This window comes from Alteromonas sp. CH_MED4-4 (genome assembly GCF_037029575.1).
In the GTDB taxonomy this organism is placed as follows: Bacteria; Pseudomonadota; Gammaproteobacteria; order Enterobacterales; family Alteromonadaceae; genus Alteromonas; species Alteromonas macleodii.
The window spans coordinates 1-21,583 of record NZ_JAYMEU010000046.1 but is presented as its reverse complement, the minus strand read 5'-3'; the positions used below and the strand labels follow the sequence as shown (position 1 = coordinate 21,583).

Here is a 21,583-nt window from a genome sequence, read left to right as displayed (position 1 = left end):
CACGAGTTGTGAGGAAAAGACCGACTAAATACCCCACAAAGAAAAAAGCCAGTCAGCTTAACTGACTAGCATTACGCTTAGTGCGCGCCTTATTTAACACTTAAAAAGGACTAACCGCAGACAACGCTAGGGCCGTTAAGCGCCGCTAGTTTGGTGTTTAGCCTATCGAAATCCAAAATAGTAATAAGCTTGCCGTCTACTTTTATGATGTTGTCTTTTTGAAAACGGCTTAACAGACGACTAATCGTTTCAATCGTTAATCCTAAATAGTTTCCAATTTCGTTGCGCGTCATGGTTAAGTGGAATTCTCTATGGGAAAAGCCACGCTCTTCAAAGCGTTGCGACAGGTGTGAGATGAAATACAGTAAGCGCTCTTCTGCAGTTCGCTTGTTTAAAAGCATGATCATGTCGTGATCTTGTTTTATTTCAGCGCTCATGAAACTCATGATCTGGTGGCGTAGCTTTGGAAATTGCACTGACATTTCGTCGAGGGTCTCGTAGGGAAGCTCACACACCATGGCAGTTTCTAACGCAGAAGTATAGCTTTGGTGCTTGTTCTCTCTTAATGCATCGAAACCGATAATGTCACCAGGAAAGTGGAAGCCGGTAATCTGTTCTTCACCTTCGGTATTAGTCACAAATGATTTGAATGAACCGGTTCTCACTGCAAATAGAGAACGGAATTTATCACCAGTTTGAATCAGCGTGTCACCTTTATGAAGCGGCTTCTTGCGTTCAATAATATCGTCAAGAGACTCGATTTCTGTTTTGTTTAACGCCACCGGTAAACATAAGTGACTGAAACTACAGTTTTGACAGTGAATAGAAAATTGGCTTCCTTTGCTCATAATGCACGCTCTCTAAAAGAATACCCGACAATAATACACCCATTTTTAAACGATTGCGCTATGAATAAGATAAGCTGCATATATTGCCATTATTACTGCAATAATTTGTCTAAAATGGTTATGTTGAAAACTTTGAACAATATATTGGCTACCAGCGCTTGCGGCGAGTAAGGTGGGTAATGTACCCAAACCGAAGAAGAACATAATAGCTGCGCCTTCTAGCGCATTACCCGCTGCGAGAGACCAGGTAAGTGTGGAATACACCAAACCGCAAGGAAGCCAACCCCAAATAAAACCATAAGGCAATGCACTTAAAGGGGTCTTAAATGGCAAAAAGCGTTTTGAAAGCGGCTGGACTTTGGAAAATAGGCCTTTACCAGCATTTTCCAGCACCGTTAAGCCAGTCCACCACTTACCCAAATAACACGCCAGTAGAAGCAACATGATTCCGCTAAGTAGGGAAAGGGCATAGTTGGCAAGAGGTATATAATCTGCTGCAATTTTTCCAATTGCCCCGGTTATTGCTCCGGCGATGGTGTAGCTCACCATACGTCCCATGTTATAGGCAAGGGTATAGGGTAGTGCTGAAGCGCCTTTAGGCGATACCATCCTTAGCGCAGCGACGATTCCACCGCACATTCCCACACAGTGAACTCCGCCGGCTAAGCCGATAAGAAAGGCAGAGAAGTAGTTAATCCCTTCCATGTGGCGCTTGGCTTTTGTCTACTTTACTGTCTTGAAGTTGCTTGCGTTGCTCAGCTAGCTTTTTTTCTTCTGGCGGAAGATCATCGTCAAACAGTATGCTATACCCTTGGCGATCTAAATCTTCAAATTGATTGGTTTTCACCGCCCAAAAGAATATCACGATAGCGACGGCAACAATGATGATGGCGATTGGAATTAATACGTAAATAATACTCATGCTATTTGCTCAAGAGTCGCGTTGAGTTTGTGACCACAATGATACTGCTTAACGACATACCAACAACAGCCATCCACGGTGAAAGTAGGCCTGATACGGCGAAAGGTAAGATCAAAACGTTGTAACCTACCGACCAGCCAATATTTTGCCTTATTTTTTGCTTCACTTGGTGCGCAGTTCGAATAAGTTCTGGTACAGAAAGCAGCTGATCGCCAAGCAGTATCACGTCGGCGGCAGTTTTAGCCACGTCTGTGGCATTACCCACTGCAATTGCCACATCAGCGCTGGCAAGAACTGGAGCGTCGTTAATACCGTCACCCATCATCATTACTTTCGCGCCAGATTGCTGCATAGCTTGAACGGCTTCGTACTTTTGCTCAGGTGTTAGGCCACCTTTAGCGGTCGAAATTGGCAATGGTGCGGTAAGCGCATTAACGTTTTGCTGTGTATCACCACTTAAAACGGCGAGAGTATGGCTTGCAGCTAATATATCGAGAGTTTCTTGCGTATCTTCTCTTAGTGAATCCTTTACTTCATACGCCGCCATAATACGCCCCTTAACCGTGAGAAACACGTTAGCTGAAGGGAACGCTTCAATGAGTTTTAGCTGTGATTCGTGAACGCTGAATGCTACAGATCCCATAGAAAACAACGTGTCATTGATCTCACCGCTGATACCACCTCCTGGCGTAACGGTAAAATTAGTCACTTTGTGTACCGTGTTATCGATAGCGTCAGCACTGCCGCTAGAGGCAGAAATCTCGCTTAGGGCTACACCGTCGCTAAAGGCTATATCGTCGCTAAAGGCTTTGGCAATCGGATGTTCAGAGCGTGACTCCAAAGCGCGGGCAATTGATAGCGCACTATTACTATCCACACCGTCAGCGTACCAGGCATTTGAAATAGTAAATTTGCCTTTTGTGAGCGTGCCGGTTTTGTCTAATGCGATGGTGTCAATGTCAGTAATTTGTTCAAGCGCATCGGCGCGTTTTAGTAAAATACCTTGTCTGTTTAATTTTGCCATAGCGCAGGTTAACGCTGATGGCGTAGCCAACCCTAATGCGCAAGGGCAGGTTGCAACCAGCACCGATATGGTGATCCAAAATGCCTCGTCGCTACCCTGATACGCCCAAAAGCCATAGGTTAACGCCGAAATCAGCAATACCGCGGTAACGAAATAGCGAGAAAAATTATCGGCTATCTGCGCTGCTTTAGGTTTACTCGCCATGGCACTTGCTTGCAGTCGTACAATTTGATTTACCAGCGCATTTTTAAGGGTCTGCGTAACCGTAATGGTTAGCGTACCATCTTGACAAACCGTGCCGCCGTATACCGGGCTACTGTTCGACTTACGCACGGGGTTAAACTCGCCGGTAAGCATAGATTCGTCAACCGCTGCGTTGCCGTCGGTTACCACCCCATCAATGGGGACTGTTTCACCAGGCTTAACCAGCACCACATCGTCAATTCTTAACTGCTTTGCCAGACACTCGGTTAGGCTGCCATCCGGCAGTAATTTGGTGGCTGAAACGGGTACATACTGCATCATATTGGCAGAGATCTGTGCGGCGCGATGACGGCTACGATGTTCTAAAAAGCGGCTGAGTAACAGCAGGAAAATGAACATACAAATAGATTCAAAATACACTTCGCCTTGCTCTAATACTGTAGAGCGAATTCCAGCAATGTAAGTACCGAATATGGCGAGCGTAACGGGTACATCCATATTAACCGTTCTTGCGCTTAGCGCATTGGCGGCGCCCACATAAAAAGTGCTGCCTGAATACAGCACCACAGGTGTAGTAAGCGTAAGGGCAACCCAGTAAAAATACTGTCGGGTTTCTAATTCAATAGCGCCAAACCAGTCAAAATACAGCCCCGTCATCAGCATCATCACCTGCATGGTCATAATGCCTGCTAGGCCAAGCTTTTTCAGAAAAGTCTTTTGTTCGCGTTTATAACTGGCTTCGTGTTCGTCGGGGTGAAATGGCGACCCAACATAACCAATGCGTTTTAGTGTAGAAAGAATCTGACTAAGCTTGATTTGAAAAGGTGACCAAGTAACTAAAGCGCGGCGCTCTTGGACGTTTACCGCGACTTGCTTTATCCCTTCTACTTTTGACAACTGCTTTTCGATAAGCCATCCACACGCAGCGCACGTGATACCTTCAAGGGTTAATTGAATCTGCTTATCTTGCCCCTCATCAAAAACGAATTCTTCTTGAAGAGCAGGGTCGTCATACACTTTGAGCTTGTCGAGTGTCTCTAGAATGCCATCGTCTGATTTTTGCGCTGGTTCGGTTCTAAACTGGTAATAGTCTTCAAGACCGTTGGTTACGATGGCTTCGGCCACGGCTAAACATCCAGGGCAACACATGTCGCGTTGCTGCCCTAATATCACGGTAGTAAATTTTCCATCGTCTGAGCCCGCAATAGGCAAGCCGCAATGGTAACAGTCGTGCTTGGCCATTATGGATTGAATTTCATTTTGCCAGAGTGGGGCAGATAGATGGTATTTTGTATTTTCCAGCTATCATCAATAGGGGTTAGCGATACGCGCCATTTACCATCAAGATCTTCTTCGACAAAACCGCGATAAATACCGTTAGCGTCGCGGCTTAATAAAACGCTGACATCACGCTCTTCAAGCGTTACGTGATAAAAGCTTAGTTTAACCGCATTACCTTCTTGTGGAATACCTGAATGAAACTCTAGCGCTATGCTGCCATCTTCAATGGTTAAATCGGTAGTGATATTCTTGCGGCGGGCTATGGCCTCTTTGTCCAGACGGGCATTGATCGCTTTTCCTTCCTTGTAGTAGTCGTCCACCACCAGGCTATCTTCGGTGCTAATAGCAAGGTTTAACAACACGCCACCCATGATGAGTGTAATGATAGGTACGGCAATTAAAAACCAGGGCCAGAACTCTTTATACCAGGGTCTATTCATCGAAATCTTTCTCGTATTTACTTCACTAACAACATATTTATTTTTACTTCCCCAACTACACGTAAAGCCGGCAAATAATGATAAATATAGTGTTGGCGAGACATGTTAAAAGTGTACAAAGAATGTTCGCATGGCACTCTCTATACCGCTGTATTTTCTCATAAAAAAAGCCCCGTAGTAACGAGGCTTTTTAAGATATTTAATGATTTAAATCATTAATCATTTGAAAGGCTGTATACATACGCTGCAACAACATGAATTTTGTCATCACCCAAGGTTTTCTTGAATGAAGGCATTACACCGTTACGACCGTAAGTAAGCGTTTCTGTTACCGCTCTGTGGCTGCCGCCGTATAGCCAGATATTGTCAGTAAGGTTTGGTGCACCAAGTGCTTGGTTACCTTTACCGTCCATACCGTGACAAGCCGCACACGCTGCGAAACGAGCTTTACCTGCTTCTGCAAGCTGAGGGTCCACATCGCGACCGCTTAAACTAAGTACGTAGTTAACCACTTCTTCGATACCGTCTTCACCCATGGCATCTAGCCATGCTGGCATAGCCGCTTTACGACCAAGCGTAAGAGTTTCAACGATTTTTGCACCTGAACCACCGTACAACCAGTCGTTGTCCGTTAGGTTAGGGAAGCCGCCATTTTGACCTCGTGCATCAGAACCGTGACACTGAGAGCAATTTTGTAGGAACAAACGCTGACCTACTTTATTTGCTTCTGGGTCTTTAGCCAGTTCTTCAACAGGAACTTGTGCATACGCTTCGAAGATCGGATCGAACTTCTCGGCAGCGAAATCTAGTTCACGGTCATATTCTACTAGGTAGCCTTGCTCTTTAGCATCAATACGCGCCTGAGCTGACTCTTCTAGCGATTGAATATTTTGGTTAGAGCTCTTCCAACCCAAAATACCTTCAAACGCACCTAAGCCAGGATAAAGCGCTAGGTATAAAAAGCCCCAAACGATGGTCATGTAGAACATAATTGTCCACCAGCGAGGAAGTTGATTGTTCAACTCCTCAATACCATCGAATTTGTGGCCCATTGACTCACCTTCAGCTACGCCAGTCTTGTTAGAAAGGCACCAGCGTAAAAGGAAGTAGCAACCAATGATTAACCCTAGAGTTATCACTGAAATCCAAATTGTCCAAAACATACTCATGAGTTCGAGACTCCTGCTAATCTTCTTTTGATTTTTCTTTTTCTTCGTCTGCAAACACTAGGTTTGCCGCTTCATCGAATTTTTTCTTGTTGCGGCTGCTAAATGCCCACCACACAACACCGATGAAGCTTACAAAGACGATGACAGTAAAAATGCTGCCTACAATTCCCTGGTCCATATTATTTCAAATGTGTGCCAAGAGATTGTAGATAAGCAATAAGGGCTTGCATTTCCGTTTTACCCTGTACTGCCGCTTTCGCGCCCGCGATATCTTCGTCGGTATACGGAACGCCAAATCCACGGAATACTTCCATTTTTTTAGCTGTAAACTCACCATCAAGCGTGTTTTCCGCAAGCCAAGGAAAGCCTGGCATGTTCGACTCTGGTACTACGTTGCGAGGATTAAGCAGGTGAACTCGGTGCCATTCGTCGCTGTAACGACCACCAACACGTGCTAGATCAGGACCAGTACGCTTAGAACCCCAAAGGAAGGGGTGCTCCCATACTGATTCGCCAGCAACGCTGTAGTGACCATAACGCTCTGTTTCGGCGCGGAATGGACGGATCATCTGGCTGTGACAACCTACACAACCTTCACGGATGTAGATATCACGGCCTTCAAGCTCAAGCGCGGTATATGGACGTAAGCCTTTTACCGGTTCCATGGTTTGCTGTTGAAACATCAACGGCGTAATTTGAACCATGGCACCGAAACTGATAGCGATAAGAATTAGTACCGTTAACAGACCGACGTTCTTTTCAATTAACTCATGTGCGTTTTTCATTATTCGTCTCCTTTACTACGCTGGCTGAGTCGCTGGGTCTGCAGCGATACTGCCTTTAGGTGCACGAACGGTTTTCCATGTGTTGTATGCCATTACAAGCATACCTGCTACCACGAAACAACCACCAATGAAACGAACCACATAGAAAGGCTTAGACGCTTCTAATGACTCAACAAAGCTATAGGTTAACGTACCGTCAGCATTTACTGCACGCCACATTAGACCCTGTAGTACACCAGACATCCACATTGCTACGATGTATAGAACAACACCGATAGTTGCTAACCAGAAGTGTACATTAACTAGCTTGGTGCTATACATAGCGCGCTGACCGAATAGCACTGGAATTAAGTGGTAAATTGAACCAATTGAAACCATTGCAACCCAACCTAGAGCACCAGAGTGTACGTGACCAATTGTCCAGTCAGTGTAGTGAGATAGTGCATTAACGGTCTTAATTGCCATCATTGGGCCTTCGAAGGTAGACATACCGTAGAAAGACAATGAAACAATAAGGAAACGCAATACTGGGTCGGTGCGAAGTTTATGCCACGCGCCAGATAGCGTCATAATACCGTTAATCATACCACCCCAAGATGGAACGAATAGGATAATAGACATCACCATACCTAGTGACTGAGTCCAGTCTGGTAGGGCAGTGTAGTGAAGGTGGTGAGGACCGGCCCAGATATACAGAGAGATAAGTGCCCAGAAGTGAACAATTGATAGTCTGTATGAATAAACCGGGCGACCAGCTTGCTTAGGTACGAAGTAGTACATCATACCAAGGAAGCCCGCAGTTAGGAAAAAGCCTACCGCGTTATGGCCGTACCACCACTGCATCATAGCGTCTACTGCGCCTGCATACAGTGAATACGATTTAGTGAAAGATACCGGAATAGCCATGCTGTTACCAATATGAAGAACTGCAACAGTTAACATGAACGCGCCTAAGAACCAGTTTGCAACATAAATGTGCGAAACTTTACGGATTACTAGGGTTCCGAAAAAGTTAATGATATAAGCGATCCAAACCAGTGCCAAAAGAATATCAATTGGCCATTCTAGTTCAGCGTATTCTTTTGTGCTGGTTAAACCCATAGGTAGGGTAATTACAGCTAAAACAATAACGGCTTGCCAACCCCAAAAGGTAAATGCGGCAAGTTTGTCACTGAACAGTCTTACCTGGCAGGTACGCTGAACGATGTAGTATGACGTTGCAAATAGCGCACAGCCGCCGAAGGCAAAAATAACGGCGTTAGTGTGCAACGGACGCAAACGTGAGAATGTTAGCCATGGTGTGTCAAAGTTAAGCATAGGTGCAAATAACTGCGCGGCAATAAATACCCCTAGGCCCATACCAATGATACCCCAGACTATGGTCATGATGGTAAATTGCCTAACTACTTTATAATTGTAGTCAGGTTGTGCTTGGCTTATTTCACTCATTTTAATGAATCTTCCACTTCAAATGAACTATGGTCTCCAACTGCCGGAATAGTGCGGTCGAGACGTGTATCAGCTAAGGAATAACGCTTCACACCGAGCTCGGAAAGAGTAATAATTATTGTCTCCAAGCCAGTTGGTACGCGGATGATAAGGTTTTTAATTACAAAAAGATACCATAAACTACCTAAGCTTGATCTCCGTCAATGAAGAAATACACAAAATTTAAGAAATGCTAAATAACGATAACAATAAACGATCAAAAATTTTACATTCCCAGCTTCCATTAGTGGCTATTATTATTGTGGCCGTGTGTGTATACCTTGCACATAAATTCCAGTCATCGGTGTTAAAAGACACGAGCGTAGTTAATGGAATAGGAAACAGCTGCAACTTTGTCAATGAAACTTGCGAATTCTTAATTGATGACAGGTTAGCAATTGCCACTTTTTCAGCCATGCCTGAAGCCGAAGAGTCAGTAACGGTTAAGCTCTTAGTTCCTGAGGGAGAGGAAATAGAGAGCGCATGGATTGAGGGGGTAAACATGTATATGGGCAAAATTCCCGTGCTGTTAGATAACGACGGGGAAGGAAAGTGGTCAGGTTGGTTTATGTTAGGTAGCTGTAGTGAGCCAGTGATGAAATGGCAGCTACGTCTAAATATTAAAGATAAAGAAAGCCCCAGCTATTTGTATTTTGTTACACAGCAGTAACTGTATTAAAAGCAATAAGACTCTCCCTAAAGAAAGGGGAGTAAACAAGCAAAAAAGGCCGCTCTTTATTTAAGAGCGGCCTTTTATTAATTACCTGTAAATTGTAGCGTGAACGCTATTTCTTACATTTGCGACTGAAGGTAGTTTTGAATACCTAGTCGCTTAATAAGGCCAAGCTGCTGCTCTAGCCAGTGTGCGTGATCCATCTCTGTATCGTCTAGTAGTACAATTAGCATGTCACGAGTAACATAGTCTTTTTCGGTTTCACAAAGCGCAATAACTTCACGTAACTTTGCATCAACTTCATATTCAACACGTAAATCGCTTTCAAGCATTTCAGGTACATCTTTACCCACTTTGAAGCCTGTGCGCTTCGTCATGTCAGGCGTACCTTCTAAAAACAGCATGCGTTCTATTAGCTTAGTTGCATGTCCACGCTCGTCATCAAATTCATGATCGATGCGTTCATAAAGTTTATTCAAACCCCAATCAAGATACATCTGAGAGTGAATGAAATACTGATCCATGGCGGCTAACTCATAAGAGAGTAGTTCGTTTAAGCCATTGATGATTGCTTGGTTACCTTTCATTAGTCATCTCCCATTACTTGCGCTTGTAGGTAGTTCTCTATACCCATAGCATCAATTTGGTATTCTTGCGTTTCAATCCAGTCTAGGTGCTCTTCTTCGTATTCAAGAAGGTCTTCAAGCAAATCACGAGAAACATAATCCTGCTTTTCTTCACACAGCGCGATAGCTTCACGAAGTAGTGGAAGCTGTTCTTTTTGAAAACGCGCATCACATGACAGCATTTCAACGGTATCTTCACCGATATAAAGCTTGCCTAACGCTTGAAGATTAGGAAGGCCCTCAAGGAATAAAATGCGCTCGATAAGATCGTCCGCTTGCTTCATGTCCTTGATAGACTTTTTATAATTCTTTTCGTTAAGTTCAGAAAAACCCCAGTTTTTGAACATACGAGCGTGCAGAAAGTATTGATTTATCGAAGTAAGTTCACTTGTCAGTACTTCGTTCAATTTTGCAACAACTTGTTTATCACCTTGCATTGTGTAAACCCTATTAACGTATTTGCGTGAAGTTTAGTCTAAATTTGACTGCATGTCAAAAAAGTCTTTGTAAAACAGTTGTTTACAAACGATAACGTTTCTCAATTCATCCATTGTTCGCATTTAGAACAGCATTACTGTTGTGCATGCGCATAAGCAAGACTTTCTTCAGCAAAACCAAGCCCTGCTTCGGTAAAGAAGTTGAAGACTTTATCTACACCATTTTCTAATAGATGTGACACTTCATCCTCATAGCGTGCAATGGCTGCGACTTTTCCAACATAGCCCGCGTTTTTAAGCTGACGTGTGATGTTTATTGAGTCCTGGATAGAAGGCAGAGCAAGCAAAACAAGCTGAATCTGTTTGATATCTAAATTATCCCACAAATCGACGTCTTCACCGTCGCCGCATATTACGTTTAAGCCTTCGTCTGATAACTCTTTTACTTTTACTCGGTCGGCGTCCATTCCCCATACGCTCACATCACTTAATTTAGATAACGCATTGAAGGCACCGCGACCAACTCGTCCCATCCCCAACACTAAAAACTCCGCGTTGTGGAGAGTAGGATAAATGTCTTCTTTTAAGCGCTCGTTTTTCTCAAAACGTTTAATGGTGTGTTTATGATTGTGATATTGAGAATGGGAATTGCGATAGAGCACGCTGGTGATAACGAATGAAATAGATACGGCTAAAGCAATCACCACTAACCAAGAGTTTGCCAATAAACCTAATGAAACGGCTAGTGCGCCAACAATAAGGCCAAATTCACTGTAATTTGAAAGCACCAAGCTGCTCAAGTAAGCCGTGCGACCGCGAAGGCGAAGTGACGTAAATAAGCCGAAAAAGAGTGCTGCTTTTAACGGTATAAATAAGCAGAACACGATAGCTAGGACAATCATACTAAGATCGGGAAGGGCGGTAAGACCGATAGTAAGGAAGAAGCCGATTAAGAAGAGATCCTTAAAACAAAGCAGCGACTTCGCTAGCTCCGAAGCCTTTTCATGTTGGGCTAACATGATTCCAAAGATTAGTGCCCCAAGATCGCCTTTAATGTTAACCAGCTCAAACAAGTGATAGCCACCTAAGGCGAGGATAAAGCCAGTAAGCGGAAGCAGTTCACCGTGGCCCGACTTATTAATCATTTTGTTTATGATTGGCATTGCTGGGAATAAGGCCAACAACGCAAGCGCCCACACAGAGGGGAGCTTTCCAGTTGCTGCAACAAGGAAGATAACAGCAAAAACGTCTTGCATGACCAAAATGCCAATGGCAAGGCGGCCGTGGCGGGTTTTACTTTCGCCACTTTCTTCTAATACTTTAACCACGCAGACTGTGCTACTGAAACTAAGGGCAAAAGCGATAAGCGCAGCGCTTTTCCATGTAAGCCCATCAACGAAATTTGCAGCAACCGCACCAATCGCATAGACGCAACAGGTAATAACGCCCACCCATACTAAGGTATGTGAAACGCTTCCCGCCCAAACTTCTCGACGACTCAAATCGCGGATGTTAAGTTTCAGACCAATGGTAAAAAGCATAATGGTGATGCCCAAATTGGCTATTTGGGTTAAATCTTCAGTAAGCGTGTAGCCTGCAAAATTTAATAAAAAGCCAGCTACCAAGTAGCCAACTAAAGGAGGAATGCCAATAAGTTTAACCGTTAAGCCGCAAACAAATGCGAAAAGAAGAAATGCATACTCCATGAATTACCTTTCAGAAAATGTTGAACGTAAAATCCGTTACCTTTGTTTAGGTCACATCATCTATTAACCAGTGATAGCTACAAATCGCTCTCTCAACTCGCTAATTGAAAGGTTTTAGACTAGCATGTAATGGCTTGTTTTCGCAGCTAAAAAAGCATTGTAATTGCATACTTTGGTAACGCGTAACCAAATTGGGCTAAAAGCCGGCTCAGTATATTTAACCCCTAAATCAGTCATTTACCGCTAAAGTAAATCTAGTTCCCGATTTCAGGTGTATTGAACAGGGTTGTAGGCATATTATTTTGTTTTGATATGACCAAAAATAAAGAAGGACTTTGAATGCGTTTAACAATTCTAACTGTGCTAACCTTGCTGGTCGCTTTCAATGTGGTGATTGGCGTATTGTGGGCGCCCGTGTGGTGGTTTTTACTTTTATCAGTCACGCTACTCATTTTTGGTCTATATGATGCCTTCCAAACAAAACATGCCATTTTAAAGAACTTTCCATTAATTGGCAGGGTACGATGGACCGTCGAGGGACTAAGGCCCTACATCCAGCAATACATCATAGAAACCGATACTGGCGGAGCACCTATTTCCCGCATGTTTCGTTCGATTGTTTATCAACGTGCGAAAAACAGTAGAGAAACTGTTCCCTTCGGTACTCAGCTAGATACGTATAAAGATGGCTATGAGTGGATTGGCCATTCTTTATCTGCTCGCGAAGTGGAAGACATGGATGAAGATCCCCGAGTGACGGTAGGTGGCCCTCATTGCAAAAAGCCGTATCGTGCAAGCATACTTAACATAAGCGCAATGAGCTTTGGAAGCTTGTCAAAAAATGCCATTTTGGCGCTAAATAAAGGTGCTGCAAAAGGCGGGTTTTACCATAACACAGGTGAGGGTGGTCTAACCCCATATCACCTCGAAAATGGTGGCGATATCGTTTGGCAAATTGGTACGGGATACTTTGGTTGTAGAAGTAAAGATGGCGGTTTCGATCCTGTTCTTTTTGAAGAAAAAGCCAAACTCGACAATGTAAAAATGATAGAAATAAAGCTAAGCCAGGGCGCTAAGCCTGGACATGGTGGTATTTTACCTGCGTATAAAAATACCCCTGAAATAGCTAAAATAAGAGGGGTTGAGCCTGGAACTCAAGTTGATTCTCCCCCTAGACATAAAGCGTTTGCAACGCCTTTAGAAATGGTTGATTTTATTAGTCAGTTACGCAAGTTAAGTGGATATAAACCAGTGGGTATTAAGCTGGCGCTGGGTAGAAAAAGTGAGTTTATTGCCATGTGCAAAGCCATGGTAGAGAAGGACGTAACGCCAGATTTTATAACGGTAGACGGGGGCGAAGGAGGTACCGGCGCCGCACCCCTTGAGTACACAAACTCTATAGGATTTCCTCTGCGTGAAGCCTTGGCGTTTGTTGACGATTGTCTCACTGGTTTTGGTATTCGCGACAAAATTAAAATCATTGCTTCTGGAAAAATCATTACCGCTTTTCAGTTAGCGAAAAATCTAAGTTTAGGCGCCGATCTATGTAACAGTGCCAGAGGAATGATGTTGGCACTTGGATGTGTTCAGTCGCTGTCATGCAATACGAATAAATGTCCGACCGGTGTAGCAACGCAAGACCCCAAGCTTGCCAAGGGCTTAAACGTTGAAGACAAGTACGAGCGCGTGTACCGCTTTCACAAAAAAACTATTCATGCGCTGATGGATATCTTGTCTTCTACAGGACATGTGAGAACTAGCGAACTAAATCGTACCCATATATTTAGGCGAGTAGATCAGTGTAATATTGCGCGTTACGACGAAATTTTCCCGTTAGTTAAAACAGGAAGTTTCTTAACCGACGACGTTCCCGATAGATTTAAATTACACTTAAAAGAAGCAAATTCTGAAAGCTTTATGCCTTGTAGTTTATTGGCAGAAATAGAGCAAGAAACGAAAGCGGTATCTTAAAAAAACTAAGCCGTGACTCCTAATCAAATACCGATTGTGGAGTCACGCTTAACGATTTTTAATGCCTAAAACTGCGAGTTAATCTTTAGATTGCTCGCTTGGAATACGCAGTTGATAGAGGCGGTAATCACTAGTCCTGTAGGGTGTTACTTTATATTTAGGCTGAAGATACGCCACTAAATCTATTAGTTCGGAAACGGTTAGCTCGTCGTTTACAACTCGCATTAATGACACACCGTCTTCGCTGGTGAAACTGGCAGGCTGTCGAGGAGTAAGTTTGTGTGATGGGTTAATAATACTTGTCACCAACTCTGCATAAGTTTTAATTCTTCCACTGCTACCTCCCAGCGGAATAGGCTTCGCGACTAGGTATTGCGCATTGTCGGACTCTTTTTCTCCTGCAATTCTGTGACAGTCTTGGCACTGATACTTTTTAAATACCAAATAGCCTTTTTCCATATTGCCTTCGGGCAAGCTAAAGCCGCGAGGTGACTGCGCGCCCTGGTCACAGGCGAAAAGGAGAAGCGTTGCTATAACAATTATTGCCGTTTTCATACTCATTTCCCTCTTTCTTTTACGGTAAAGATGCGTAACGTTCGCTAGAACTAATGTGTATACACTGATTATGAATGAGGCTGCAGACTAATCATTGACCTAGCTCAAAGAATAATTATTTGTATAGCACTACTATTTAATGGAATTAGTTAACGGTATGGTAGAAAAGCACTGCTACCTAACAAAAATTGAGGACAGCCACAATGCAAGGTTACGAGACAATTTTAGTACCTATAGATATTTATTCTGACTACGAATTAGTGGTGGAGAAAGCCATTGCAATAGCGGGCAATAGTCACAAAATTCACCTCCTGTATGTTGCTTATCCACAAACCAATGTAGAGCCTTACGGACTATTTTTAGAACGGGATTTTTCAGAGGAAGTAAGAGAGCAGGCATTAAGACAATTAAAAGACGTTGCCGCAAAACATGATATACCTTACAGCCACATCAATGTAGAGATAGGTTCTCCTGCTGATGAGATTCACCATATGGCCGAAAAGATTAATGCAGATCTCATTGTTGTCGGCACCCATGGCCAGAGCGGTCTTCGTTTGCTACTTGGGTCAACGGCCAATGCAGTACTACATGGTGTTAAAACAGACGTGCTAGCTGTGAAAGTATAAATTAATGCGGCGATTAGCGTCGAAAATGCTTTAAATATTCACGATAAATACCTTCGCCGTCATGTAGATGTAACGAAGGTCAGTTACGTTTTGAAAGGCTGTAACTAATCTTAAAATTACTTATCATGAAAACGAAACGGACAGGTATTTTACGCGTACTCTATGCCACTTACTATTCACTTAAGGGGCTTCGAGCAGCCTTTTTAAGTGAAGCAGCGGTCAGACAAGAAATTTTCGCAATATTGATAATGACACCTGTAGCGTTTTTCATCGACGTTACGCATGTAGAACGTATATTGCTGGTGATATCTTTACTGATAGTGCTTATCACTGAGCTACTCAACACCGCTATTGAGAAACTCTGTGATCATGTCAGTACAGACATCCATTTGTTAATAGGGCGTGCTAAAGATATCGGCTCGGCAGCAGTGTTCATTAGCTTAATGATGGCCGGCTTTACGTGGATTAGCATTCTTTGGTAGTGCAATTTGTGGTTTATAGGCGGAAAGAAAGCCCTAATTTATAGGGCTTTGATTTTCTGGTCACAACATTCTGATACTAAGGTTCTAATTGTGCTATCTAAATTTTTAATGTGCGAATAATGCAATGAAGTTTCACCACCGTTATTGATATCTTTTATCGTAAAAACAACATCATCGCCTCGTGAAGTTACGCAGATTCTCACGTAATCATCAGATTGAGCTAATGGCACGTGGAGATATAACGGCTCATTATTTGAGTTTAAATAATCTAGTGCTGCTTCTTGTGACTTGAATGGGTCTTGCTTCTCGGGTTGGACATTCCATGACGACGAGGGAACCACCATTTCCGCGAGTAATTTTCCATGCTTTGTATCAATACCGCTACTCATATATCACTCCTTTTACTTGAATGTTTGCCAACTTAGAAAAACTATTCATTAATATAGGTTTAGGGCAAATTTACCTTTTGATACGAGGGTAATACAGTTTCAGATTGGTAAAAGAATGAAGAGAGTAGGTGAGTTAGACATTGTTACTGATGTCGATGGTTATGCGTAACTCTGCATTAATTAAGTCACTGTATTTAATGAACATTATCTTTTCCGTTTTGCCGACAATTTTGCCATTCCACCACGCTTTACGTTAGCCTGTTTTGTATAATGCCCAGGCATTTCCGGTGATTGCCAACCTCCAGCCAGTTGAAGCTCGGGTAAAGATGCGCCATCTTCGGCTAGAGAAACTGCACCACCAACACGACCGCTGTGAGGGGTAATGTTTTCGCTAATAACTGCGCGTTGAGCAATGCGTTGCCAAATCCGATAGACACTCGAATAGTTAAGTACATTTGCCTTATGGCTGGGAATGTTCTCATCAAATGGCAAAAGTGCTGTTTTATGGTTTGTTAGTCGTCTAAACAAAACGCCTTTGTGCAGGCCACGTAAATCTGAAGAAAGGCGCGTTGCTTTAGTTTTTGGGTCAAGATTAGCTTCGTTAATATACTCTTGAACCATTGATATAGTGCTGGAAGAAATATAGCGATATTGACCCTGACCAGACTGGTCGCTTTTCGAAGAAACAACCAACAGCGTGTTATTACGCGCAGATATATCCTCGATGCAAACTCGAACTAATTCATCAGCGCGAAGCAATGCATCAAACATCAGGTTAATGATTGCAAGGTCGCGGAGCTCTAATAAAGAATCAGGAATAATTGCATTGTTTATTTGTTCAAGCATATCTATCGTAAGCGGAACCGCTTGTTTGTGAGACAAGCGAAACTTTCTATTCTCTATAAGCGATAAACGGACAAAGTCTCTTAGATACGCTGATCTAATAATTGGGTTTGGCAATTTAGCCACGCCTAAAAATTTACTAAGGGCAGATAACCGACGTTTAATGGTTCTATAGGCTAGGGGAGAACGGCACAACGCTTCGACATATTGTTTAATGCAGATCTCATTGTGTTCGAAGTTGTTCTTAAAGCCACTTAATCCAGCTTGCTTACAAAAAATTGCGAACTCATTGTAGTCACTAATGTATGCCCGTTGTGTATTGTATGGAAGCTTGGTAAAAATATCTTGATAATAGCTTTCAACGTTTTTATCAGAAGATGAACATTGACTTGTTGTTAGGTCGTCAGAACCTGACGTGTGCTGCTTACCACGAGAGTACTCGATACCAAAAGCTGGAACCGTCACGCTAATTGAGTCTTGTGGCTGTGAGCTGCTATCACTGTTGCTGTTAACTAATTGAGTTGTGAGCAAGTATGAGCTATTAGTTTTTGAGGGCATTGAGCAACCTGGTGAATACATTAATGTTACTATTATGCTAGATTTAACAGAAATTGATAAGCTATTGATATATAACAATATTCACGCATGATAACTGTAATTATCATGCGTGAAGCTACGCACTAATCCATTCATCATTTCACTAACCGCTTTGCTGTTATAATCTCAAGTACAGTGCTACTCTACCACATTACTGTATATATAAACAGTTTGAGTGCTTCAATGCCGTCGATTGCTGGCCTATCACGTAATTATTCCAAACCATATCGCTAGATAAGGCTTGTGGCCTGCTGAGAGAGTCCTTTTTTTGTACAATTTAAATCGTGCGCTACGTGAAATCTGCAAAGCAATACCCCGAATGCGCGCTCAGATTTCACGTAGCGACGCCTGAAAAATAAACTGAAAAGTAATGAAAAAACACCCTAAAAATTTATACATTAAAGAATTACTTCACAATGATTTACTTCCGACATGTTTACTGCTTAGGCGCACACTTTTCAAAACCAAATGAGTTAGAGGTAAAAGTAGGCATTACAAAAGTGGGATAGGCGATAACCTAGTAGTTATTACCTTTGCTTTTTATATGCTTTTCATAGAGCGCCTATCTAATGGCGACTACGGTACGACGATAATAAAACTTCGATACAGTACGTTGCCGAATAAACGACGTCTACGCAGATATGAATTCAATAAACATCGCGTCGATTATTTTTAATTCTACGTGCTATCCACGCCACCCAACTTTAAAACAACGAACGGCCTTCATGCTCAAAGTTTAATTTAATAAGAAGTATAAATAATTGATGATGTTTAAAATAAAGAGCAATTAATAAATAGGATTTAGCGGCCGTAAATATTACATTTAACGCTAAATGTTAGAAAAACCTTAACCTTACAGCTAGTCGTCTTATCTTAGAAATAATTAGTTTCCTTTATTTAACTCATCAGCGTTAAGCCTTTGGTTATTTGAGCTAGTAATTAATAATACAAGCTGTGCGTTCATTATTTAAAGCAAAGAAGACTAAAGCCCGATAAATGTTTTTAGGAACCTGATTAGGACTATTATTTATCTGTGTTAGTTGTCATTAAACCTTACGAATACCTAAATATTACGAGAAGGATAGCGTAAAGCTCCTTGCAAGGCTCCATCTGGCTCATTGACTATCAACTTTGATATTCTATTTAACATAATATACATTATGCGTAATTAAGTGTATGGACGATTAGGGCGATGATGCCGCTCTATTCGGATGTTTTGTTGGCTGTGATTACTTACGAACTTTTATGCGTGGCTGCTTGTGTTTGCTTATTGTCGGTACTGGCGTTTGTGCGGTTACATCTCACATACGTCAGCACTTTTAATTCAAAACTGCTCAGTTAATTTGATTTGGACGTAATAAATTGAATCGTGCGCTACGTAAAATCTGCAGTACTATGTCCCTGATATTTTAATTTCATTCACGTAGCGCACGGTATGTTTTTGCGCCGTTTTGTTGATAAAAAAGTTAAACTATTTTGAGGCATTTATTATTAGGTTAAACAACTGAGCATTTTATAAAAGCTCATTGATTTCTTGATATTGATGTTTCTATCTTGCTTGTTGGTTTTTTACTGCGTTATTTAATATGTGATTTCATCTCTATTATCTATGCCGCAAATGACTATAAATGTTTTAAGCTCATAGCTTATTTAGATGCTCTTCTTAAACTAGAGGTATTTGATTACCTGACGTTTAAGTTAATCACCGCAATTACCATACACAGCTATTTAAGGCTTTTTTATAAACCTGCGTTCTCAATGCAGCACGTCTATCCATAACGGCTATGCAAAGAATGTAATTCAACTGTGGCAAATCACTAATGCGAAATCGCAGTCACAATCTTCATTACGTAGCTACTCCTTATTGTCTTGGTGGCAACGCAAACCAAATTACTAGAACGTGTGATCGTATATACGTTTCTGTGCATATAAAGCGTTAGCTACTAGTAAACGCATCGCTAAGGAAAGTTATGAAAATTCAAAGTTTTAAGGCTGAAGGTTTAGCGCAGTTGTCATATTTGGTTTCAAGTGGACAATTTGCGTTTGTAGTTGACCCACAATTAGATATATCCACGTATATCGATGCTGCAACAAGTCTTAATGTAAAAATAGACTGCATATTTGAGACCCACCGTAACGAAGATTTTATATCAGGCGCTGCAGCGTTGGCACAGCGTCTTGATATACCTGTTTATCACGGGCCGAACGCTGACGAAAATGTTGAATATGCTTCTTACACCAGTGATGGTGATAAATTCAACGTTGGAGATTTACTTGTATCCGTATTAGAAACGCCTGGTCATACTAAAGACAGTATCTGTCTAGCCGTATCTGATACTGCTATAAGCGACGAAGTTATTGCGGTGTTCACCGGCGATACATTATTTGTAAATGATGTAGGTAGAACTGACTTTTATCCTAATGAAGAACATGAAATGGCGGGACGCTTATTCGAAAGTCTTCAGAAGTTGTCACGCTTACCCGAATCGGCTGTTATTTATCCAGCGCATGGTGCAGGTTCAGTTTGTGGTGGAGGTATGGCAGACAGAGAGTTCTCGACTATCGGATATGAGCGTAGGAATAACCCCAAGTTCTCAATCAAAGACAAGCAACGCTTCATTGAAGAAAAGGTACAGGAAACACATTACTATGCGCCCTACTTCGAAAAAATGGAAAAATGCAACGTTAAAGGTGAGCTTTGTACTATAGATATCACCTCTCCTGCTTTCATTGGTAATTTCGATCCTTTTGAACTTTCAAATCAATGTTATAACAATGAAATAAAGATAATAGATGTAAGGACTAAAGATGAGTTTTGTAGCACTCATATAGATGGCAGTTTGTTCTTTGGTGAAGGTTTGGTTTCATCATATGCAGGTTGGTTTCTAAAGGATAACGACAAGATCATTGTAGTCGCTAATAGTGGTGAACACGCCAGTTCAACAGTGTTGCAGCTACGTCGGATGGGTTTTAATAACGTTAATGGCTATATTATCAATGTGCCTGTATTAACTGGTGACGCTAACGTCGATAAAGGATTGTGTTCCTTAAGTCTCACCAGTGCAAAAGCCGTTAAAGTACACTTTGATAGTAATAGCAGTGACTGGGTTTTATTGGACGTTCGAAAACAAGATGAACGTGACAGTGTGGCAATTAATGGGTCGACGCATGTTTATCTGGGTCATCTTAGTTCATCAATTGGAGGTTTTGACAAAAACGTTAGGTACACAGTTTATTGTGGGTCGGGTGTCAGGGCCACGACAGCGGCCAGCGTTCTTAGACAAGCAGGTATAAAAACTGTGGATGTGATGGAAGGTTCGATGAAAGCATGGCAAAAGCTTAGCTAAACTTATCGATAAGTATATGTAACAAGCCTAGATCACCATTATTATTTAACTGTTCTTTAAATAGCCAGCTAAGTGAAGCGTACCATTTAGCTGGCTTTCGCATTTTACTGACCAGATATATCAGTCCTCTTTAAGGATTTGATGGAAGTGCTTTACTCGCTCTATATCATTGTCATAGTTCATCAATAACTTATTTCTCTCAAAACTGTGCTCTGCCATGCGTATCGCCTCTGATTTAAAATCATCGTTTAGGTTATTGAAGCATGTCTTTAGGGTGGTTAACGACTTTTGAATTCTTATAGCGACTTCTATATTGGCGCCACCATCTCGCGCTATAGATGTGTATGCGTCGTCGTATAGGTCGGCAACGTTCAACTCAGGCACAGAAATACGATCATACTTTGCAGTCTCGCTCTTTTTTTCCTTTTGTGTTTTCGGGCTGTCTTCGAATTGCTTTCGCCACATAAGCATTAATCGTGTAATGATGCTAATAGTATTTATTGCCGTACCGTGATCATTGACGGATGGCGACAACGCTCTTGATGCTATCTCAGCCAGTACGATAAAGCCGAAGCGCGGGTCTGCCTCAAAGGAGCGGGCTTCTCCAATAGTGAACGCGCTAATTACATCCTTGGTTTGTTCATCTTTATTAACGTAGGCTATGGGGCGCTCTGGTGTCACAAACTCACCCGGCAGCATGGCAACATTTATAAAACAGTCATTACTTTCAGCCCAGCGCTGTAGTTTTGCAATATCTATTAACTGAATGTAGCCTACTTGCTCGGTAAAAATAGCGTGAGCCCCCTGCTCTTTTACTTGTCCCTGTGGGACTGCGCCCAAGCAAGGCATATCAATTCTGTTTTTAATGGCACGAGTTGTTGCGTGCTCCACTTTCAGTAGTGTTGAGCCTACGCGCCCTAAGCGTGCTACGCTGTCTACCCAACGTATAAACGTTAAGATAACAATGATGAAAGCCACACAGGTCAGACAGAATAAAATGAACAATCCCGCTTCATCGAAGAACGCCTGAGTCATTGCAGTAAGTGCAACAGCACTATATATAAATGCGCCTATAAAAACTGAGAGCGCATTTTGGGGTTCTAGGGATTTTCCCCTCTAAAAAGACATAATCCTCTGTAGACCACACCAATAAATGGCTGCGGAGGTGGG

General features: G+C 42.3%; 20 protein-coding genes and 1 pseudogene. 5 read left to right on the top strand and 16 right to left on the bottom strand.

Going from position 1 to position 21,583, the window contains the following annotated elements:
* Positions 1-110: 110 nt before the first annotated feature.
* From fnr to ccoN, 9 genes are all read right to left on the bottom strand, one after another.
* Complete coding sequence (gene fnr, locus WA381_RS20145; protein WP_014949596.1) at positions 111-848, bottom strand: fumarate/nitrate reduction transcriptional regulator Fnr; 738 nt, start codon at positions 846-848, stop codon at positions 111-113.
* 45 nt (positions 849-893) lie between these two features.
* A complete protein-coding gene (locus WA381_RS20140) occupies positions 894-1,553 on the bottom strand; it encodes a sulfite exporter TauE/SafE family protein (protein WP_156086462.1) in 660 nt (219 codons plus the stop codon).
* The gene (gene ccoS, locus WA381_RS20135; protein WP_014949594.1) at positions 1,540-1,770 is read right to left on the bottom strand and encodes a cbb3-type cytochrome oxidase assembly protein CcoS; all 231 of its coding nucleotides are present in this window, start codon (positions 1,768-1,770) and stop codon (positions 1,540-1,542) included. The genes WA381_RS20140 and ccoS overlap by 14 nt, the downstream gene beginning before the upstream one ends.
* Position 1,771: 1 nt before the next feature.
* Positions 1,772-4,240: a heavy metal translocating P-type ATPase gene (locus tag WA381_RS20130; RefSeq protein ID WP_156086461.1), complete on the bottom strand. Its 2,469-nt coding sequence runs from the start codon at positions 4,238-4,240 to the stop codon at positions 1,772-1,774.
* Positions 4,240-4,719: a FixH family protein gene (locus tag WA381_RS20125; RefSeq protein WP_156086460.1), complete on the bottom strand. Its 480-nt coding sequence runs from the start codon at positions 4,717-4,719 to the stop codon at positions 4,240-4,242. The genes WA381_RS20130 and WA381_RS20125 overlap by 1 nt, the downstream gene beginning before the upstream one ends.
* A 215-nt stretch (positions 4,720-4,934) precedes the next feature.
* Complete coding sequence (gene ccoP, locus WA381_RS20120; protein WP_156086459.1) at positions 4,935-5,888, bottom strand: cytochrome-c oxidase, cbb3-type subunit III; 954 nt, start codon at positions 5,886-5,888, stop codon at positions 4,935-4,937.
* Positions 5,889-5,904: 16 nt separating this feature from the next.
* Positions 5,905-6,066 (bottom strand): cbb3-type cytochrome oxidase subunit 3, encoded by a 162-nt coding sequence (locus WA381_RS20115; RefSeq protein WP_014949591.1) that lies wholly within the window; start codon positions 6,064-6,066, stop codon positions 5,905-5,907.
* Position 6,067: 1 nt separating this feature from the next.
* The gene (gene ccoO, locus WA381_RS20110; protein ID WP_156086458.1) at positions 6,068-6,673 is read right to left on the bottom strand and encodes a cytochrome-c oxidase, cbb3-type subunit II; all 606 of its coding nucleotides are present in this window, start codon (positions 6,671-6,673) and stop codon (positions 6,068-6,070) included.
* A gap of 15 nt (positions 6,674-6,688) precedes the next feature.
* Positions 6,689-8,122, bottom strand: a complete 1,434-nt coding sequence (gene ccoN / locus WA381_RS20105) for a cytochrome-c oxidase, cbb3-type subunit I (protein ID WP_039220109.1) — start codon at positions 8,120-8,122, stop codon at positions 6,689-6,691.
* Between the two features lie 229 nt (positions 8,123-8,351).
* Here ccoN and WA381_RS20100 point away from each other — a divergent pair, with 229 nt between their 5' ends.
* Positions 8,352-8,831, top strand: a complete 480-nt coding sequence (locus tag WA381_RS20100) for a hypothetical protein (RefSeq protein ID WP_156086457.1) — start codon at positions 8,352-8,354, stop codon at positions 8,829-8,831.
* A 122-nt stretch (positions 8,832-8,953) separates the two neighbouring features.
* On the opposite strand, the gene bfr (WA381_RS20095) is transcribed toward WA381_RS20100, so the two are convergent.
* The 3 genes from bfr (WA381_RS20095) to WA381_RS20085 all read right to left on the bottom strand — a co-directional run bounded on the left by bfr (WA381_RS20095) (position 8,954) and on the right by WA381_RS20085 (position 11,603).
* A complete protein-coding gene (gene bfr / locus WA381_RS20095; RefSeq protein ID WP_014949587.1) occupies positions 8,954-9,421 on the bottom strand; it encodes a bacterioferritin in 468 nt (155 codons plus the stop codon).
* On the bottom strand, positions 9,421-9,897 hold the full coding sequence (bfr, locus tag WA381_RS20090; RefSeq protein ID WP_014949586.1) for a bacterioferritin: 477 nt from the start codon (positions 9,895-9,897) through the stop codon (positions 9,421-9,423). The genes bfr (WA381_RS20095) and bfr (WA381_RS20090) overlap by 1 nt, the downstream gene beginning before the upstream one ends.
* Before the next feature lie 134 nt (positions 9,898-10,031).
* Entirely contained in the window at positions 10,032-11,603 is a 1,572-nt protein-coding gene (locus WA381_RS20085) for a cation:proton antiporter family protein (protein WP_156086456.1), read from the bottom strand.
* A 339-nt stretch (positions 11,604-11,942) separates the two neighbouring features.
* On the opposite strand from WA381_RS20085, the gene WA381_RS20080 reads away from it, so the two are divergent.
* Entirely contained in the window at positions 11,943-13,574 is a 1,632-nt protein-coding gene (locus WA381_RS20080) for an FMN-binding glutamate synthase family protein (RefSeq protein ID WP_156086455.1), read from the top strand.
* Between the two features lie 78 nt (positions 13,575-13,652).
* On the opposite strand, the gene WA381_RS20075 is transcribed toward WA381_RS20080, so the two are convergent.
* On the bottom strand, positions 13,653-14,129 hold the full coding sequence (locus tag WA381_RS20075; RefSeq protein WP_156086454.1) for a c-type cytochrome: 477 nt from the start codon (positions 14,127-14,129) through the stop codon (positions 13,653-13,655).
* 203 nt (positions 14,130-14,332) lie between these two features.
* Here WA381_RS20075 and WA381_RS20070 point away from each other — a divergent pair, with 203 nt between their 5' ends.
* Positions 14,333-14,755, top strand: a complete 423-nt coding sequence (locus WA381_RS20070) for a universal stress protein (RefSeq protein ID WP_014949582.1) — start codon at positions 14,333-14,335, stop codon at positions 14,753-14,755.
* A gap of 125 nt (positions 14,756-14,880) precedes the next feature.
* On the top strand, positions 14,881-15,237 hold the full coding sequence (locus WA381_RS20065; protein ID WP_156086453.1) for a diacylglycerol kinase: 357 nt from the start codon (positions 14,881-14,883) through the stop codon (positions 15,235-15,237).
* Between the two features lie 38 nt (positions 15,238-15,275).
* On the opposite strand, the gene WA381_RS20060 is transcribed toward WA381_RS20065, so the two are convergent.
* Positions 15,276-15,626, bottom strand: coding sequence for a hypothetical protein (locus WA381_RS20060; RefSeq protein WP_014949580.1), 351 nt, complete (start codon positions 15,624-15,626; stop codon positions 15,276-15,278).
* 204 nt (positions 15,627-15,830) lie between these two features.
* On the bottom strand, positions 15,831-17,027 hold the full coding sequence (locus tag WA381_RS20055) for a tyrosine-type recombinase/integrase (protein WP_156086452.1): 1,197 nt from the start codon (positions 17,025-17,027) through the stop codon (positions 15,831-15,833).
* A 2,009-nt stretch (positions 17,028-19,036) separates the two neighbouring features.
* Here WA381_RS20055 and WA381_RS20050 point away from each other — a divergent pair.
* The gene (locus WA381_RS20050; protein ID WP_156086451.1) at positions 19,037-20,413 is read left to right on the top strand and encodes an MBL fold metallo-hydrolase; all 1,377 of its coding nucleotides are present in this window, start codon (positions 19,037-19,039) and stop codon (positions 20,411-20,413) included.
* Positions 20,414-20,533: 120 nt separating this feature from the next.
* Here the strand turns inward: WA381_RS20050 and WA381_RS20045 are convergent.
* Positions 20,534-21,496: pseudogene (locus WA381_RS20045) on the bottom strand (DUF2254 domain-containing protein); the annotation flags it as partial.
* Between the last annotated feature and the right edge of the window lie 87 nt (positions 21,497-21,583).

Coding starts and splice junctions, on each gene's coding strand:
- fnr (WP_014949596.1), bottom strand. CDS start 848: ATGAGCAAAGGAAGCCAATTTTCTATTCACTGTCAAAACTGTAGTTTC.
- WA381_RS20140 (WP_156086462.1), bottom strand. CDS start 1,553: ATGGAAGGGATTAACTACTTCTCTGCCTTTCTTATCGGCTTAGCCGGC.
- ccoS (WP_014949594.1), bottom strand. CDS start 1,770: ATGAGTATTATTTACGTATTAATTCCAATCGCCATCATCATTGTTGCC.
- WA381_RS20130 (WP_156086461.1), bottom strand. CDS start 4,240: ATGGCCAAGCACGACTGTTACCATTGCGGCTTGCCTATTGCGGGCTCA.
- WA381_RS20125 (WP_156086460.1), bottom strand. CDS start 4,719: ATGAATAGACCCTGGTATAAAGAGTTCTGGCCCTGGTTTTTAATTGCC.
- ccoP (WP_156086459.1), bottom strand. CDS start 5,888: ATGAGTATGTTTTGGACAATTTGGATTTCAGTGATAACTCTAGGGTTA.
- WA381_RS20115 (WP_014949591.1), bottom strand. CDS start 6,066: ATGGACCAGGGAATTGTAGGCAGCATTTTTACTGTCATCGTCTTTGTA.
- ccoO (WP_156086458.1), bottom strand. CDS start 6,673: ATGAAAAACGCACATGAGTTAATTGAAAAGAACGTCGGTCTGTTAACG.
- ccoN (WP_039220109.1), bottom strand. CDS start 8,122: ATGAGTGAAATAAGCCAAGCACAACCTGACTACAATTATAAAGTAGTT.
- WA381_RS20100 (WP_156086457.1), top strand. CDS start 8,352: ATGCTAAATAACGATAACAATAAACGATCAAAAATTTTACATTCCCAG.
- bfr (WP_014949587.1), bottom strand. CDS start 9,421: ATGAAAGGTAACCAAGCAATCATCAATGGCTTAAACGAACTACTCTCT.
- bfr (WP_014949586.1), bottom strand. CDS start 9,897: ATGCAAGGTGATAAACAAGTTGTTGCAAAATTGAACGAAGTACTGACA.
- WA381_RS20085 (WP_156086456.1), bottom strand. CDS start 11,603: ATGGAGTATGCATTTCTTCTTTTCGCATTTGTTTGCGGCTTAACGGTT.
- WA381_RS20080 (WP_156086455.1), top strand. CDS start 11,943: ATGCGTTTAACAATTCTAACTGTGCTAACCTTGCTGGTCGCTTTCAAT.
- WA381_RS20075 (WP_156086454.1), bottom strand. CDS start 14,129: ATGAAAACGGCAATAATTGTTATAGCAACGCTTCTCCTTTTCGCCTGT.
- WA381_RS20070 (WP_014949582.1), top strand. CDS start 14,333: ATGCAAGGTTACGAGACAATTTTAGTACCTATAGATATTTATTCTGAC.
- WA381_RS20065 (WP_156086453.1), top strand. CDS start 14,881: ATGAAAACGAAACGGACAGGTATTTTACGCGTACTCTATGCCACTTAC.
- WA381_RS20060 (WP_014949580.1), bottom strand. CDS start 15,626: ATGAGTAGCGGTATTGATACAAAGCATGGAAAATTACTCGCGGAAATG.
- WA381_RS20055 (WP_156086452.1), bottom strand. CDS start 17,027: ATGCCCTCAAAAACTAATAGCTCATACTTGCTCACAACTCAATTAGTT.
- WA381_RS20050 (WP_156086451.1), top strand. CDS start 19,037: ATGAAAATTCAAAGTTTTAAGGCTGAAGGTTTAGCGCAGTTGTCATAT.